The sequence below is a fragment of the Nonomuraea sp. NPDC049625 genome (genome assembly GCF_040675285.1).
GTDB classification, from domain to species: domain Bacteria; phylum Actinomycetota; class Actinomycetes; order Streptosporangiales; family Streptosporangiaceae; genus Nonomuraea; species Nonomuraea angiospora_A.
Genome location: NZ_JBFAOQ010000001.1, coordinates 59,982 through 75,578 on the forward strand (window position 1 = coordinate 59,982; position 15,597 = coordinate 75,578).

A 15,597-nucleotide genomic window follows, 5' to 3' on the forward strand; every position below is an offset into this window, starting at 1 on the left:
CGGTTGGCCCTGCGGCTGCCACGCACCGGGCCCGGCGTGGTAGGGCGGCTGTGCCATGATGCCTCCCTTCCCTGATCGCTACTAGCTCGGTCCACCGGCCTTCGTATAGGAGCCCGGCAAAGGGGGAGCGTAGCTCTCCAATGGCGACCAGCCGTAACACTTCCGGCTTTGGTGAAGCTTTCAGGCCAGGCTTTGCGGAGGAAGAACGAATAGCGGCGGTTTTCGCACCTCACACCCGTCCGCCGAGGACGTACGTGATGAACCGCCTGGGAGGTGCGCCACGAGGCGCCACCCTTTCCCGCGACCTGGTCTTGTTCGCGCGACGCGCGCACCCCACGCGCCTGACGCTCCTATGCGCAAGGGCGTTGCGCGGAGTTTCGTCACAAGCTGTGCTTGTCGGAGGACAAGGCCGGGTAGGCGGCGCCGGCCGAGTTCAGGATGTTGATCCACTCAGGATGGTCGAGATTGGCGTTGTCCGGAGCGGTAGGGCTCATCCGATACGCCGCGATGATGACGGGGACGTGGATGGTCCGCCTGGCCCGGTTGCATCTGGCCCCAACAAAGATCAAGGCTCAGATACCGACTTCGTCGGTCTACCTGGGCCTTCGTACGTGGAGCGGGTGACGGGAATCGAACCCGCGCTGTCAGCTTGGGCATTGCAGGGATCTCGGCTCGTCGGGGCGTTGACCTGCGGCTGAGGCCGGTCATGAGTGATCGTGGTTGACCCCTCGTTACTCCTCTTAACCTCGGGCTTTCGCGGTGAATTTCGCGCAGATTGATCAACTACATAAGAAAAGTGCTTCTGAGCTGGGAGGATGGGGCTTGTCTAAGGTCCTGTCCCCGCCAGATCGAGAAGCACTTTCCACGTGAAGACTATCGCCTCCCACCACACCATCACCGCCTCCGCCGACGGCACTGGGCTGCTGTCCCATGCCGGAAGCCTGCTGCTGCTCAAGACCCTGCGCGTCACCGGCCTGGACCGGGCGCTGTCGACGCAGATGGAGCGCTGGCGGCCCGCCCGCGCGGTGCACGACCCCGGCAAGATCGTGGCCGACCTGGCCGTCGCTCTCGCTCTGGGCGGGGACTGCCTGGCTGACATCGCCCTGCTGCGCGCCCAGCCCGAGTTGTTCGGCGCGGTGGCCTCCGACCCGACCGTCTCCCGCCTGATCGACCGGCTCGCCCACGATGAGGCCAAGGCGCTCAAGGCCCTGCGCTCGGCCCGCGCCCTGGCCCGCGAGCGCGCCTGGAAGCTTGCCGGGACCGGGGCGCCGGGCAGCGATGGTGAGCTAATCCCGCTCGACCTCGACGCCACCATCGTCATCGCCCACTCCGACAAACAGCACGCGGCCCCGACCTGGAAACACACCTTCGGTTTCCACCCAATGACAGTCTTCGCCGACCACGGCCCGGGTGGCTCCGGCGAACCGCTGGCCCTCGTGCTGCGGCCGGGCAACGCCGGCTCCAACACCGCCACCGACCATATCGAGGCCACCCGGCTGGCGCTGGCCCAGCTGCCCAAGCACCGCCGGCGGCAGGTGCTGATCCGCACCGACTCCGGCGGCGGCACGCATGAGTTCCTGTCCTGGCTCACCAAACCCGGCCGCCGGCTGTCGTACTCGATCGGATTCCTCCTGACCGAGCAGGTGCAGCAGGCCGTGCTGCGCCTGCCGAAGAGTGCGTGGACGCCCGCCTACGACGCCGACCGGCAGGCGCGGCCCGGAGCCTGGGTGGCCGAGCTGACCGGCCTTCTCGACCTGACCGGCTGGCCCAAGGGCATGCGCGTCATCGCCCGCAAGGAACGTCCGCACCCCGGCGCCCAGCTGCGCTTCACCGACGTCGACGGCTGCCGCGTCACCTGCTTTGTCACCGACACCAGCACGGCCAGCTCGCTGATCTGGAGTTGCGCCACCGCCGCCGGGCCCGTGCCGAAGACCGCATCCGCTGCGCCAAGGACACCGGCCTGGCCAACCTGCCGCTGCACCACTTCGCCTGCAACCAGATCTGGTGCGAACTCGTCGCCCTGGCCTGCGAACTCCTGGCCTGGATGCAGATGCTCGCGCTGCCCGGCACCGCCGCCCGCAGCTACGAACCCAAACGCCTGCGCCTGCGCCTGTTCGCGGTGGCCGGACGGCTGGTACGCGGTGGCCGACGCGTGCGCCTGCGCCTGGCCGCACGATGGCCCTGGGCCCACGACATCCTCACCGCACTCGCCCGCCTGCAAGCCCTGCCCGCCCCACCCTGACCAGCCACCGACCGACCCCACGACCAGGAAAGGAACGCCCGCGGGCCCGTGGAACCCCGCACACCCGGCGCGACAGCCGGGCCAGCGCGCTGACCACAGCACGCAATTCAACCCTCAGCTGGACCGCTCAGCCGACCACACCTTGATCGCGAAAGATCGAGGTTAATGGCACGTTAATGGCACGGTGAACAGGACTCTGACCTGATGCCCTACTGCTGCTTGCCCTTCCCCAAGCGCTGCTCCTCCATCACGACGATGGCGTCGTAGATGGCTCCCAGCACAACCTGAGCTTGATCGCGGTTAACGCCCATGCGAAGCCGAAAATCCCAGTCGTCGAGGTGGATCCCATTGCAGACCTCGTTGAGGGCGTTCTTGATCGCGATGGCGTCTTCTGGGCCCAGGTTCACGGTGATCACGTCGGCGGTGGTGCGAATGATTTCCACGAGCGGCATTGTGCATCTTGAGGCGCACCGCGCGCATCCCGCCCTGCCTGACCATCCCGTCTGGTCTGCTCGGCTTGTCCCGGGTCGATGGTGGGCGGGATGATCAGGCTTCCACCTCAGCTGTCTACGGCCCTGTACGGCACGGCGATCATCCCGGAGTTGGAGGCACCGCCGGAGGCATTGTTGGTCGGGGAATGGAATGGGAGGGTTGGCGACATGGATGTGCGGCGATCTTTTTGGTATCAGTTTGGGTCTGCGTTCTTTTTCGTCTTTTGCGGGTGGAGCGGGGCTGGTGCAGCGTTCGGGCTCTCTGGGTTTCGCGGCCCCATGCCAGATGCGTGGCTGACGGGGATGTGGGTGTTTCTCTCGCTTGGGATCCTGCTCAAACTGGTGGCCGGGGTCGTATATCTGGCGCGGAAGCGAAATGGCCAGGATGCGAAGGACGGGGAAGTCGTTGGGTGACAGGTCGGATGGTTGCTCGGACCCGGCTTTAACCGTTGGAGGCCGTGCGACAGCGGCTCGACGAGCTTGTAGTGGCGCAGGAATCGGAATCATGCGTGGGATAGCGGCGGCGTGTCGGTGGTCGGTGCGTTGGTTGGCTGCAGCGCGGTAGCCGTGCGGCGATGCTCCGCGTGACGCCCGCGCCGCGACCGGCCCCCAGGCCGCAGCGCGGCGCGCCGCCGCTTGATACCTAAAAGAGCTATTCGGCAGTGTGCTGGCTATGCCTTGGTGGCCTCGCGAGCCTCGGCGATGAGCTCCACGAGGTCGGCTACGAGCTTGGGGCTTGCAGCGATGGTCGCGAGAGCGGTCATGCTGTGCGGGCTGCCGTCGAGATCGATCACTGTGGCCCCGGCTTCGCGGGCGATGACGACGCCTGCGGCGGTGTCCCATGGGTTGTTGCTGAGCATGATGTTGGCGTCGATCTTGCCGTCGGCCACCCACGCCAGATCGATCGCGGCTGAGCCGAACATCCGTATGCGCTGGACGCGTGCGGCCAGCTCTTGGGTCAGAGCAAGTCGTGGCTTGTTTTGTTCCTGGGCGTTCTCGCCCACCGCGTAGTCGCCGATGGCGACGATGGCGGCTTCCAGATCGTGGGCGTCGCTCACCTGAATGTGAGACCCGTTGGCTAGTGCGCCGGTTCCTTCGGCCGCTGAGTAGCGGAGGTTGAGAAACGGCAAATTGATGACCCCGAGCGTGGGTGTGTTCTTGTCGACCAAGCCCAAGGACACCCCACACAACGGGATGCCATGCAGGAAGTTCGCCGTCCCGTCCACGGGGTCCAGCGCCCACATCAGGCCATCGCCTGTCCGACTGACGCCTTCTTCCTCGCCGAGGAATCCGATCTCGGGTGTTTCGCGAGACAGGAACCCCCGTACAGCGTGCTCGACGGCATAGTCCACCTCGGTCGCCATGTCGCGGTCGCCCTTGGCGGTGACGACGCCAGGGGCCTTGGTTCTGATGATCTCGCCGGCGAGCGATACGGCGCGTTCGGCGATAGGAAATAGTTTTCGAGCGTCGATGGTCATACAGGTTTGCTCCACTCCCACATATCCGTGAACACCTGGTCGAAGACGGGGAACAATCCCTCCGCGGCGGTGTTGTCTTTGATTACGAAGGTTGGCGAGTCGACTGCGCGTGCCTGCGGTAGTTACGGCTGGACCACGCCGAGGCGCTGGGCGACACGGTGTCGAGTCGATCGCGCAGCCTGGTCAACATGGTGATGTTCAGGGCTGTGAGGGTCGTCTAGCGTTGTCGGTGTAGCGCTCTTCTGCTTCGCGGGCGCGGATCGCCTGGCCTTTGGGGGCGAGGAAGAGGCAGCGGATGCGGGTGCCGGAGTCCAGCAGGCGCCTTCGTCGAGCGCTCTGCTGGCGGGCTGGTGCTGGGGCCTCCCAAGTCCAAGGCCGGGAGACGGACGGTCGGCATTCCGCAGGGCATCGTCCGCGTCCTCCAAGAGCACATGGACACCTACGGCCAGGACGAGCCGGGCGCGCTCATGTTCCCAGCGGCCAAGGGCGGCCCGATGCGCCGCAGTGGCTTCAACACCCGCACTCGGTGGGTGGATGTCGTCACGGAGATCGGCTTGCCAGGGCTTCATTTCCACGATCTGAGGCACACGGACAACATGCTGGCCGCGGAGTCTGGCGCGGGCCTCAAGGACCTCATAGCCCGCATGGGACATGACAACGTCCGAGCGGCCATGATCTACCAGCACGCCGTCAGGGGAGCCGACGAGGCGATCACCAACGCCATCGATCGGCAGCTCGAAGCGCGCGACGATGACGACGACAAGGGTACGGCGCGCGCTGGTCCCCACAGGGTGATCAAGAGCTAATGGCCCGCGGAGATCGAATCAGTCCGGAAACAATCAAGGCCCGCGTCGGGATTCATGTCCCCACCTGGGCCTTCACGATGAGAGCGGGTGACGGGAATCGAACCCGCGCTGTCAGCTTGGGAACTCTTTCAAGATCATGGCCTCTGCGCAGGGGAAACGCTGACCTGGGCAGATGCCGGTCGAGTGAGCGTGAGTCTCCGTGATTCCCCACTGGTCGCCGTGCGAACGGGCACGCAACGGGCACGCCGAACGCTTCCACTGTGATCTGGTCAGCTGTTGGTTGTCACTCACCCTCGGACAGGCCCGATTCGCCTCGGACGTGGACAATGCGATCAGGCGTTCCGAGGGCGGCGGTACGGACTCTGCTCTCGATCAGACCCTGGCCTGTGTCTGCGAATAGAAATCTATGCGCGTAGACCTGCCGAAACTGGAGCCAGTTGTAGCGTACGACCGGACGCCTCCAGATGGTTTCGAACCAATCGGCCGTGCTCGCTGCCAACTCCGCAGGGCTACCGGACCCTGTGAAGGCGAGGGGCGTGGGTTCGGCGGGGAAGGTCAGTAGCTGGTTGTGGAGCTGGTCGCCGCGAATCTTGGATCCATCGAGGTAGGCACCTACCGTCATAAGGCTGAGGTGCAATCCAGGGGTCGGCAGATCCGCGTAGACAAGGAGCTTGCCGAAGGATGTCTCTCCCAACTGGGGGCGATACCCGTAAGCAACATAGTCCGGAAGCAGCACCTCAGCATCATCAGGTGTCAGCGACCACGAGGCTGCGCGTTCTCTCAACGCGTCGATGAAAGCAGCCTGGACCTCATCAGGCTCATCATCGTCAAGCGGAAACCATCGGTTCTCGGCCATAGGGCACTCTAGATCAGAGTGTGTCCGTCCGACCGTCTAGTCATGGCTCCATTCTCCTGGGAGAAGACGGTCCGGCACGCGATCAAGAAGGCAACGATCTAAACATGTCTAACCTGTCGGCGTGGGCACTGACATCTACGGCTACATCGAGGCTCGCCACCCGTGCGCTGACGAGGACTGGTACGACTCGGATGCATGGGCGGTGTCCATGCCTCTCTACCCGCTCTATGACGGCCGTGACTATGAGTCGTTCGGCTGCCTCTTCGGTGTTCGTAACCGGCTCGGCTGGATCCCAGTCGCGGCCGGCCGCGGTCTGCCTGCGGACACGTCGGAACCTGTTCGTGCTGACTATGAGGACTGCGTCCGAATCGATGCCGCCATACATGGCTGTACGTGGGTTTCATGGGCGGAGCTGCGTGATCTGGATATGACTGTTCGTCCCGCCGCTAGGGGGGTGCTTGATGTTCGGTCAGGGCATGGCTCGTCGATCAGCCGGTATCGGGTTGATGACCAGTGGCCCGAGGATGTTGTGGAGGAGTACGGCATGCCGCCGTTGGGTGCCTCGCCTGTCGAGGCTCCGATGGGTCGCTGGGAGGTTTCTGGAGCGACGCTCGAGTATGGCCCGGTGACGCGACTGGACGCGCTGGGACCGGGCACCGGGTGGGAACACGTCTTTGGGGTGATGCAGGCGTTGGCGCTGCGGTTCGGGCCTGGGGGCGTGCGATTGGTCGCCTGGTTCGACTGATACCACCGCGAAGGCCGTGTCGACTGTTGGCGGTACATCAAGATCCAGGAAGGGGAAAATCACCTGACTAGGGCCTTCGCGTTTGGAGCGGGTGACGGGAATCGAACCCGCGCTGTCAGCTTGGGAACTGGAAGGATCGCGGCACGTGAGGGCGCTGAGCTGGGCAGAAGCCTGGTCATGAGTGACCGTAGTTGACCCTTCGTTACCCTGTCTAATTGCACGCTAATTGCACGGTGATCAGCCTGCGACCTGGCGTTTCTCGCGCGACGCGCGCACCCTGCCCGCCTGATCATCCCGTCTGCCGTCGACCCGCCCGAAGGGGAAGCGGGCCAGGGCCATGGGTCAAGGGTGGAGCGCCCCACTGGACGAACGACCCTTGACCCATGGCCCTGGTCTGCTCGGCTTGTCCCGGGTCGATGGTGGGCGGGATGATCAGGCTTCCACCTCAGCCACCTACAGACCTCGACCTCAAGGATGCTGATCATCCCGGAGCCGGAGCGCCCCTGCCGGAGGCATAGAGCATTAGTTACCTTGTGCGCCATGAGTTCAACTGCGCGGGCGTTCAATGAACGAGGCGATTCTGTGGAGAACCCCAGCTCTGACGACCTGCATGCTCTGCTTCGCGGATTGACCTTGTCCAACCGTTTCCTCGTTGTCGAGCGCTTGGACGCAGAGAATGATGAGTACTACATGCAGGCTTACCTACGGGACGACGGGGCCTACTGGCTGGAGTATCGCGACGGCAGCGTGGACGCGCACTTCCGCACTTCTAGCCGGACATTGCCGGTTCTGGCGCAGATCTTCACCATGTGGCTCTACCGGTTGCCTGGGTGGCGGGAGACGCTGACTTGGACTGCTTGGCCGGATGAGTCCGAAGCTTAGTGCGGCGGCGTGCCGGTGGTCGGTGCGGGGGCTGGGTACGGCGAGTACGCGCTGCGGGTGGGCCCGAGCCGCCGTCGTCCGGGACCGGCCCCCAGGCCGCACGCCCGGGCGGCGGGCGGCAGAGGGCCGGTACGGCGGCGCGGCGCGCCGCCGCTTGATACCTACAAGAGCTATTCGGCAGTGTGCTGGCTATGCCTGGTGGCCTCGCGAGCCTCGGCGATGAGCTCCACGAGGTCGGCTGCGAGCTTGGGGCTTGCGGCGATGGTCGCGAGGGCGTTCATGCTGTGTGGGCTGCCGTCGAGATCGATCACTGTGGCCCCGGCTTCGCGGGCGATGATGACGCCTGCGGCGGTGTCCCATGGGTTGTTGCTGAGCATGATGTTGGCGTCGATCTTGCCGTCTGCCACCCACGCGAGATCGATCGCTGCTGAGCCGAACATCCGTATGCGCTGGACGCGTGCGGCTAGCTCTTGGGTCAGAGCGAGTCGTGGTTTGTTTTGTTCCTGGGCGTTCTTGCCCACGGCGTAGTCGCCAATGGCGACGATGGCAGTTTCCAACTCGCGGGCGTCGCTCACTCGAATGTGAGATCCGTTGGCTTGTGCGCCGGTTCCTTCGGCCGCTGAGTAGCGGAGGTTGAGGAACGGCAAATCGATCACTCCGAGCGTGGGCATGTCCTTGTCGACCAAGCCCAAGGACACCCCACACAACGGGATGCCATGCAGGAAGTTCGCCGTCCCGTCCACGGGGTCCAGCGCCCACATCAGGCCATCACCCGTCCGACTGACGCCTTCTTCCTCGCCGAGGAATCCGATCTCGGGTGTCTCGCGAGACAGGAATTCCCGTACGGCGTGCTCGACGGCGAAGTCCACCTCGGTCGCCATGTCGCGGTCGCCCTTGGCGGTGACGACGCCTGGAGCCTTGGTTCTGATGATCTCGCTGGCGATCGATACGGCGCGTTCGGCGATAGGGAGAAGAGTTCGGGCGTCGACGGTCATACGGGTTTGCTCCGCTCCCACATATCCCTGAACACCTGGTCGAAGACGGGGAACAGTCCCTCCGCGGCGGTGTTGTCTTTGATCACGAAGGTTGGTGAGTCGACTCCGCGGGACTGCGGTAGGTACGGCTGGACCACGCAGAACGCCCGGTCAACGATCAGCAGGTTGAAGCGGATCGTCTCGTCGTAGACGTGGAGTTCGAGGCGCTGAGCCGAGGCGGTGTCGAGTCGATCGCGCAGCCTGGTCAACATGGTGATGTTGAGTGCTGTGAGGGTTGTCAGAGCGTTGTCGGTGTAGCGCTCTTCTGCTTCGCGGGCACGGATCGCCTGGCCTTTGGGGTCGAGGAAGAGGCAGCGGATGCGAGTGCCGGAGTCCAGCAGGCGCCTGAGCTGATGGTCGGGGTAGCTCTGGCAGATGACGTTGAGCGACAGGCCCGCCGCGTTGATCTCCTTCGCGCTGTCGAACATCGTCGATGGGGGATACGCGGATGAGAAGGCGGAGCGGCTGCTGAAGACCGCGGTTACGTCGGCCATTTGCGGCATCGCGCAGGCTGCAACCTCGGGGCCGGCGCTTCGGGCTGGCTCTGGCTCTGCCCTCGGCGTGGGGACTTCGACGGCGTTCGTGGAGAACAGCTCACGTGCCGACTTGCCGGGGAACATCGCTTCCAAGACGCGGCAGTGACCGGAGTAGGGCAAGCCCTTGAGTTCGCCTGTCAGCCATCGATGGAGCTGTGCGCGACTAGGCCAACCACCCTGCAACGACGGGTCCACCTTCTTGGCGGCTTTGTCGTACTCCTTACAGAACGTGCTGTAGGTCTGCCAGTGGCGTTGCGTCAAGAGGGTCTTCAACAGGATCGGCTGGTCAGTCATGATCCGCGCCTCGGGCTGGGGTGCCATACATGCTCAGGTTAGCGACAGAGACGGGCTCGGACGAGACAAAGAGGAGACGAACGGAGACGAGTCGATCACAGACGGTACTCGCGGGCGATCGAGACGTGACAGTCCCTCGGGCAATCCTCGTTGCATGACTGCGCGATGCGACTCTTGCTCGGGACGGGGCTGGAAATACGTCAGCCTTCGTCGGGCTGTTGTGGTGGCGGAGAACCCCGATGTCGCCGTCTCGGACGACAGGCACCAGGACGACTGCTGGCGGTGCAACGGGAGCGGAGAGGCCGGTGCGTTGTCGTGACGATGGACACCGACTGCTTCAGCTTCCATGTCGCTCCGCCGCAACCGGATCACATGCGCTTGGTCTGGCAAGAGCCCCACAAGGCGGAAGACATGGTCCGGGTGACCGCCTACACCTGTGACTGCAAGGACACGGTCTACGAACTGTGCCATGCGGCGGGCCACTCCTTCATCCGCCGGACTCAGCGAAGCGCCGGGGCAACACAGGTCCATGAGACGTACCGATGGCTGCGCAAGGAGGCCCAAGGCGTCTGGATAGCCCTTCTCGAAGGTCGGGCCCGATAAGCGGGCGCGACGAGGGGTGCGGAGGGGTGCCCATCTCGTCGTGCCTTGGGTTGGTGGGGGACTGCTGTCGCGCAGTCAGACAGTCCCTCACCAGTCCGTACGGTTCCTGTGCGCGAGGAGGAGACAGACCGTTCATCTCGAACTAGGCTTTACGACAAGTCGAGTTGTTGGATGGTCGTCATGTCCTCTGAAGAGTTCGCGCCACCGAAGTACGCCCAGATCGTGCAGACGATCAGGCAGAAGATCGCGGACGGGACCTATCCGCCCGGCTCTCTGCTGCCCTCCGAGACGCAGCTTGTCCGCGAGTTCAAGGTGAGCCGCCCGACGGTCGTCCGGGCCCTCCAAGTTCTTCAGCTCCGCGGGGTTATCGAACGAGAGCACGGCAAGGGGTCCTTCGTTAAGGCTGCCCCACCGGGCGCGTCCAACCAGAATCCCCGTCCGGGACGAGCCGTTCTGGACCGCGTGGAAGCCGACGAGAACTGCACGGTCATCGACGCTGGATCACTAGCGGCTACTGCTGGGATCGCGAAGCTGTTGGACGTACCGGAGGGGTCCACAGTGGTACGGCGCCGTGTTCTCTTTCGGGATGATGAGCGACCGACAGACCTGTTCACTGTGTGGTGTCCAGCGCATCAGGCCGAAGGAACGCAGCTCAGCGAGGCGCAGCCGCTCACTGCCGGCATCAGGCAACATCTCCAGGCGAGCAAGGGCCTCAAGCTCCAACATGTCGTCGAACGACTGACCGCTCGACACCCTTCGGCGGATGAAGCCAAGTTCATGGAAATCCGCAAGACTGCGCCAGTTCTCGGGGTGCTGGCCAGCGTCTTCAACGGCGGGGGGCGACCCGTGCTCGTCGTAGACCTCGTGCTGCCCGGAGACCTTCACGAGCTGGAAGACTCTTATTCGCTCTAGTTCAGAGCCCGTTTCTGCGGCGCTCCTGTTCCCTGCGCTCAGCCCGAGCCAACACGATTCTTCGCTTTAATGCGTTCTCTTCCTGCTGTGTCAGCTTATGTCTGGCTAGCTGTCGATTATGGGCTTTGATCTTGGCGATGTTAACCCCTCGACCGCCTGGTAATGGGCCTATGGGCTCATCGTCGGGTTCGCTTCTGAGCGACATGTCGCGGGCGTGATTGAGGTCGTACCGTAATTTCGAGATCTCGCACTCCTTGCACGGTCCCACATCGGCGCGACTGCCACATGGTCCCCGTGTGAGCCTTGGAGATCACGTGGAGTTGGTCGTCATTAAACCGGTCCATCCTCTTTGCCGCAATGGCTTATAGATGGATTTGTCATAGCCCATAAAAAGATCTTGAAGAAATCCCGCTAACTCATGTTGTCAAGTCCCTGACCTGCGGGTACCTTCATGACAACTCGACAAGACGAGTTAGCGACAAGACGACTAGCTAGGAGCAAGCCTCATGGCACTGCAAGGTCCCATCCCCGTCACGTTCGACATGGTCTTCCCGCACGGCTGCTACATCGTGGGCGAGGTCGAGCCCGTCAAGGACTTCGACGCCTCGACCAACGGGCGTTTCGTCCAGACCCGCGACAAGCAGAGCGGAGAGCTCGTCTGGCAGGTCAGCGTCATGGACGCCGACCCCACGCTCAAGGCGGCACAGAAGACCGTCTCCGTCAAGATCCTCAGCCCGGCGCAGCCGGTTCCTCCGGCTCCGATGGCTGGGCTGCCGTTCACGCCGGTCGAGTTCGACCACATGACCGCAACGCCGTACGTCAACCAGGCCGGGCGGCTGGCGTACTCGATCAAGGTCCGCGAGATGCGTGCTCCTCGTCCGGCCGGTAAGGCGACAGCCACTGCCAAGGACGCGGCGTGATGGGGCGGCGGAAGGCCCGTCCAGTCAGCACGATCGCTCTCAAGGTCGGACAGGGCGCTGATGTTCGGAACCATCCGTATCCGCAGCGGTCGCCGGTCCTGGGGCTTGTCTTCGGCGGCACACAGGTGCTCGTCACCACGTCGGCCAACGATCACGTCACCCTCGACGACGTCGAGTTCGCTCGGAGTCTGGCGCGGGAGGCTGCCATGTTCGCGGTTGCGGTGGAGCGCATGTTCCACGGTCTCCCGAACGGGCTGGGGGTGGCTGGTCGATGACGCTCAGCCCGTACACCTACGTCACCGTCTCCATGCGTCCCGATCGGCCCTCACGGGTCAGTGTCGCCTTCTGCTCGGCGGAGCTGCGGGCGCGCGCCTGGCTCGGAGACAGCGGCAAGCCCTGCTTCGACCTGGACGCCTCGGACGCCTCGGTGACCGTTTCGACCTCGGGGCCGGTGACCGACGACGACTTGGCCATCGCTCGCGAGATCTTCAACGCCGCCGCTCGGTACCTGGCCGACTGCGAGCGGCTGCACTCCAGCCAGTCAGGCAAGGCCACCGCAGACGAGGCGGCCTGATGTTGAGCGGGGCCGCAGGAAGCGGCAACTTCCGGCGGCCCCTCGGTCTTCCGTACACGCGCGACATGCTTGGAAGGACTTCACCCTAATGCTCAAGAGGATGCCCGGCGACGAGCCGCACCGCATCGTCTCCACCACCCCTGACACGGCGGTGGTCTTCAAACCGGCCGTGGTGCAGACCCCGGCCATCATCACCCTGGTCATCTTCACCGCCCGGTTCGTAGCCGGCCTTTTCCGCCTCGTCTGGCGGCACCCCGTCGCGCTGGCTGCGATCTCCACTCCCGCAGGGCTCTGCCTCGTGTACGGGTGGCGCGTCGCGCTGCTGCTCGTCGTTCCGGCTCTCGTGGCCATGGGCGCCTGGGCGATCCTCGACAGGCCGACGTTCGCGCGGTGGATCGGCTGGCGGCTGGTCGCCTTCGGTCGCTGGTTCTGGATCTATCGGCGGCGCTGGCAACCGGTCATGACCGTCGCCGGGCTGGCTCGGCACATACGCGGGCGGGAGTACTTTCCGCGGCTGGTCAAGGTCACCTCCGACGCTTGGGCCGACAGGCTCACCGTCCGCATGCTCGACGGCCAGGCGGTCAAGGACTGGGCCGACAGGGTCGAGAACCTGTCCCATGGCTTCGGGTCGGAGACATGCCGCGTCTCGGTGGTCAGGGCCGGTCAACTCCTGCTGACCCTTCCGCACCACGATCCGCTGGCCACGCCGATGGCAGCGCTTCCGATTCCAGACACATCGACTGTCGGACCGGTCGAGATCGGCAGGCAAGAGGACGGCTCTCCGTGGCTGCTCCGGCTGCATGGGACTCATGTCCTGGTCGCTGGGGCCACGGGGGCGGGCAAGGGCTCGATCATCTGGTCAGCGATTCGTGGGCTCATGTCTGCGATGCATGCGGGCCTGGTCGAGATCTGGGCGCTCGACCCGAAGCTGATGGAGCTGTCGTACGGCAAGGCACTCTTCGGCGGTCGGTACGCGGCCGATCCCGCCGACTGCGCTGACCTGCTCGACGAGGCCGTGAGTGTCATGCATAAGCGCGCGGCTCGTTTCGCCGGAGTACAGCGATCGCACACGCCTACCCTCGACGACCCCTTCGTCCTGGTCGTGGTCGACGAGGTGGCGTTCCTTACCGCTTACCAGTCCGACAGGCAGCTCAGGCAACGGATCTCCGCTGCCCTGGCCACGCTGACTACTCAGGGACGCGCGGTCGGCGTTGGCGTCCTGGCGGCTCTCCAGGACCCTCGCAAGGAGGTCATGAACATCCGCAACCTCTTCCCGGACAAGATCGCTCTTCGGCTCGACGAGTCGGAGCAGGTGGACATGGTGCTCGGTGACGGGGCGAGGGATCGGGGCGCGCTGGCCGATCGCATCTCTCCTCGTCCAGAGCAGGGCGCAGGCGTCGGATATGTGCGGCTGGAGACCAGTCCCGATCCGATCCGCGTCCGCGCCGCGTACGTCTCCGACGACGACATCCGCGCGATGGTCGGTGAGGCCCGATGACGCTGGCTCACTTCCTCGACGGCCTGCGCTGCGCTCTGTGCGGCGCGCTGAATGTCCTCTGGCTCGACTCGCTGCGTGGCCTGGTCGAGTGCTCCGAGTGCGGACAGACCGCGCTCACGTTCCCCGAGATCGGAGAGGAGGTCCATTGACCGACCGCAAGACTCCGCGCGCTGTCCGCATGGCTCAACCGCTTGCCCGCGACGTGGCCGAGGAGATCGCCAAGCTCTACGGCGTCTGTATCCGGCCCGTGGCGCTCAAGCGGCTCGACATGATGACCGGCAAGTCAGAGGTCGTCGATGTTCCGTGCGGCTCGCCGTTGGAGAGCAAGTGTCCTCCGTGTGCCAAGCGCAACCGGCAGCTCCGGATGGCGCAGTGCCGTGAGGGCTGGCACCTCGACGAGGAACCGATCATCACGCCCGACGAACCGACCGATGGGCAGCGCTGGCTCGTCGAGTTCCGGGCCGACATGCAGGCCAAGCGGGACGAGGAGGAAAAGGCCGGCGGCGACACCTCTGACTTGGACGCCGTGCTCACGGGGCTCGACATCGAGATCAATGAGGCTGGGATGCGCGGCAACGTGCTGGGGCGTACGGGGTCCAAGCGGGTCCGCTCCACCAAGCGCCGCCAGGATGCGCCCGACCTGCCCAAGCGGAAGATGGCCAGCACCACTCTGGGGCGCACCTTTGAGGCGGCGGACGGCAGGACCTACCGGCCTTCGCTGTTCGTCACGCTCACCCTGCCGAGCTATGGCAAGGTCATGAACGGCGCTCCCATCGATCCGGACACGTACGACTACGTTCGGGCAGCTCGTGACGCGCTGCACTTCTCCAAGCTCGTGGACCGGTTCGTGCAGAACCTTCGCCGGGTCGCTGGCTATGACGTGCAGTACTTCGCCACGGTGGAGCCTCAGAAGCGGCTCGCCCCGCATCTGCACATGGCCGTCCGGGGCACCCTGCCGCGCGCCGAGATGAAGCAGATCGCGGCGGCGACCTATCACCAAGTCTGGTGGCCTCAGGCGGATGAAGCCCATTTCGAAGGTGACCACCTGCCCGTCTGGAACGACGGCATCGGCTACGTGGACCCTGACACGGGCGAGGTCCTGCCCACCTGGGACGAAGCTCTCGACCAGCTCGGCGACGAGCCCATGCACGTGATCCGCTTCGGCGATCAGGTGGACGTCAAGGGCGTGCTCGCTGGGTCGCCGGACGCTGACCAGTGCATCCGCTACCTGTCCAAGTATCTGACGAAGAGCCTCGGCGAGACCTTGGATGGTCAAGCTCAGCGGGAGCACGCGGCCCGCTTCGTCGATGCCCTGCGCTACGAGCCGTGCTCGTCGACCTGCCCGAACTGGCTGCGATACGGCGTGCAGCCCAAGAACGCCAAGCCGGGCATGGTCCCCGGCCAGTGCAGGTCCAAGGCGCACAAGCCCGAACACCTCGGCTACGCCGGTCGCCGGGTCCTCGTCTCCCGCAAGTGGAGCAACAAGACGCTCGCCGAACACAAGCAGGACCGCCGTACCTGGGTTCTGGAAGCGCTCGGCCAGGTCGACGAGCCCACCGATCCGCATCGCTACGTCTGGCAGCCGGTCAGACCGGGCGATCCCGATGTCGCTCCTATCGGCGTCCGGCTCCTCCGATCCATCGCCGAACGCCAGCGATGGCGCGCTCACCTGAGACAGCTCGAAGAACTTTCGGCAACTCCAAAGGCAGCCTGAGAGGAGGAGATC

General features: G+C 64.8%; 16 protein-coding genes and 1 pseudogene. 12 read left to right on the top strand and 5 right to left on the bottom strand.

Going from position 1 to position 15,597, the window contains the following annotated elements; all coding sequences use genetic code 11:
- The first annotated feature begins 866 nt into the window (after positions 1-866).
- Positions 867-2,242, top strand: a pseudogene (locus tag AB0J87_RS00340) (IS1380 family transposase).
- A 209-nt stretch (positions 2,243-2,451) separates the two neighbouring features.
- Here AB0J87_RS00340 and AB0J87_RS00345 read toward each other — a convergent pair.
- Positions 2,452-2,685, bottom strand: coding sequence for a hypothetical protein (locus AB0J87_RS00345; protein WP_363961965.1), 234 nt, complete (start codon positions 2,683-2,685; stop codon positions 2,452-2,454).
- A 99-nt stretch (positions 2,686-2,784) separates the two neighbouring features.
- Here AB0J87_RS00345 and AB0J87_RS00350 point away from each other — a divergent pair, with 99 nt between their 5' ends.
- Entirely contained in the window at positions 2,785-3,147 is a 363-nt protein-coding gene (locus tag AB0J87_RS00350; RefSeq protein ID WP_363961967.1) for a hypothetical protein, read from the top strand.
- A 257-nt stretch (positions 3,148-3,404) separates the two neighbouring features.
- On the opposite strand, the gene AB0J87_RS00355 is transcribed toward AB0J87_RS00350, so the two are convergent.
- A complete protein-coding gene (locus AB0J87_RS00355) occupies positions 3,405-4,211 on the bottom strand; it encodes an inositol monophosphatase family protein (RefSeq protein ID WP_363961969.1) in 807 nt (268 codons plus the stop codon).
- A gap of 350 nt (positions 4,212-4,561) precedes the next feature.
- Between AB0J87_RS00355 and AB0J87_RS00360 the strand changes: the two genes are divergently transcribed.
- Positions 4,562-5,017 (top strand): tyrosine-type recombinase/integrase, encoded by a 456-nt coding sequence (locus tag AB0J87_RS00360; RefSeq protein WP_363961971.1) that lies wholly within the window; start codon positions 4,562-4,564, stop codon positions 5,015-5,017.
- A 283-nt stretch (positions 5,018-5,300) separates the two neighbouring features.
- Here AB0J87_RS00360 and AB0J87_RS00365 read toward each other — a convergent pair whose 3' ends face one another.
- On the bottom strand, positions 5,301-5,873 hold the full coding sequence (locus AB0J87_RS00365; protein ID WP_363961973.1) for a hypothetical protein: 573 nt from the start codon (positions 5,871-5,873) through the stop codon (positions 5,301-5,303).
- A 121-nt stretch (positions 5,874-5,994) separates the two neighbouring features.
- On the opposite strand from AB0J87_RS00365, the gene AB0J87_RS00370 reads away from it, so the two are divergent.
- The gene (locus AB0J87_RS00370; protein ID WP_363961975.1) at positions 5,995-6,618 is read left to right on the top strand and encodes a hypothetical protein; all 624 of its coding nucleotides are present in this window, start codon (positions 5,995-5,997) and stop codon (positions 6,616-6,618) included.
- A gap of 540 nt (positions 6,619-7,158) precedes the next feature.
- Positions 7,159-7,500 (top strand): hypothetical protein, encoded by a 342-nt coding sequence (locus AB0J87_RS00375; protein ID WP_363961977.1) that lies wholly within the window; start codon positions 7,159-7,161, stop codon positions 7,498-7,500.
- Positions 7,501-7,670: 170 nt separating this feature from the next.
- Here AB0J87_RS00375 and AB0J87_RS00380 read toward each other — a convergent pair whose 3' ends face one another.
- On the bottom strand, positions 7,671-8,495 hold the full coding sequence (locus tag AB0J87_RS00380; protein ID WP_363961979.1) for an inositol monophosphatase: 825 nt from the start codon (positions 8,493-8,495) through the stop codon (positions 7,671-7,673).
- A complete protein-coding gene (locus tag AB0J87_RS00385; RefSeq protein ID WP_363961981.1) occupies positions 8,492-9,391 on the bottom strand; it encodes a DUF5919 domain-containing protein in 900 nt (299 codons plus the stop codon). The genes AB0J87_RS00380 and AB0J87_RS00385 overlap by 4 nt, the downstream gene beginning before the upstream one ends.
- A 756-nt stretch (positions 9,392-10,147) precedes the next feature.
- Between AB0J87_RS00385 and AB0J87_RS00390 the strand changes: the two genes are divergently transcribed.
- The 7 genes from AB0J87_RS00390 to AB0J87_RS00420 all read left to right on the top strand — a co-directional run bounded on the left by AB0J87_RS00390 (position 10,148) and on the right by AB0J87_RS00420 (position 15,585).
- A complete protein-coding gene (locus AB0J87_RS00390; RefSeq protein ID WP_355204145.1) occupies positions 10,148-10,879 on the top strand; it encodes a GntR family transcriptional regulator in 732 nt (243 codons plus the stop codon).
- Between the two features lie 506 nt (positions 10,880-11,385).
- Complete coding sequence (locus AB0J87_RS00395) at positions 11,386-11,799, top strand: plasmid replication, integration and excision activator (RefSeq protein ID WP_355204147.1); 414 nt, start codon at positions 11,386-11,388, stop codon at positions 11,797-11,799.
- Complete coding sequence (locus AB0J87_RS00400; protein ID WP_355204149.1) at positions 11,799-12,074, top strand: hypothetical protein; 276 nt, start codon at positions 11,799-11,801, stop codon at positions 12,072-12,074. Before AB0J87_RS00395 ends, AB0J87_RS00400 begins: the two co-directional genes overlap by 1 nt.
- Positions 12,071-12,373 carry a hypothetical protein gene (locus tag AB0J87_RS00405; RefSeq protein WP_355204152.1) on the top strand — a complete coding sequence of 101 codons (303 nt, stop codon included), beginning with the start codon at positions 12,071-12,073 and terminating at the stop codon, positions 12,371-12,373. Before AB0J87_RS00400 ends, AB0J87_RS00405 begins: the two co-directional genes overlap by 4 nt.
- A gap of 88 nt (positions 12,374-12,461) precedes the next feature.
- Positions 12,462-13,871, top strand: a complete 1,410-nt coding sequence (locus tag AB0J87_RS00410) for an FtsK/SpoIIIE domain-containing protein (RefSeq protein WP_363961984.1) — start codon at positions 12,462-12,464, stop codon at positions 13,869-13,871.
- Complete coding sequence (locus tag AB0J87_RS00415; protein ID WP_185070347.1) at positions 13,868-14,020, top strand: hypothetical protein; 153 nt, start codon at positions 13,868-13,870, stop codon at positions 14,018-14,020. The genes AB0J87_RS00410 and AB0J87_RS00415 overlap by 4 nt, the downstream gene beginning before the upstream one ends.
- A 29-nt stretch (positions 14,021-14,049) precedes the next feature.
- Positions 14,050-15,585, top strand: coding sequence for a replication initiator (locus AB0J87_RS00420; RefSeq protein WP_363963078.1), 1,536 nt, complete (start codon positions 14,050-14,052; stop codon positions 15,583-15,585).
- The last annotated feature ends 12 nt before the right edge of the window (positions 15,586-15,597 follow it).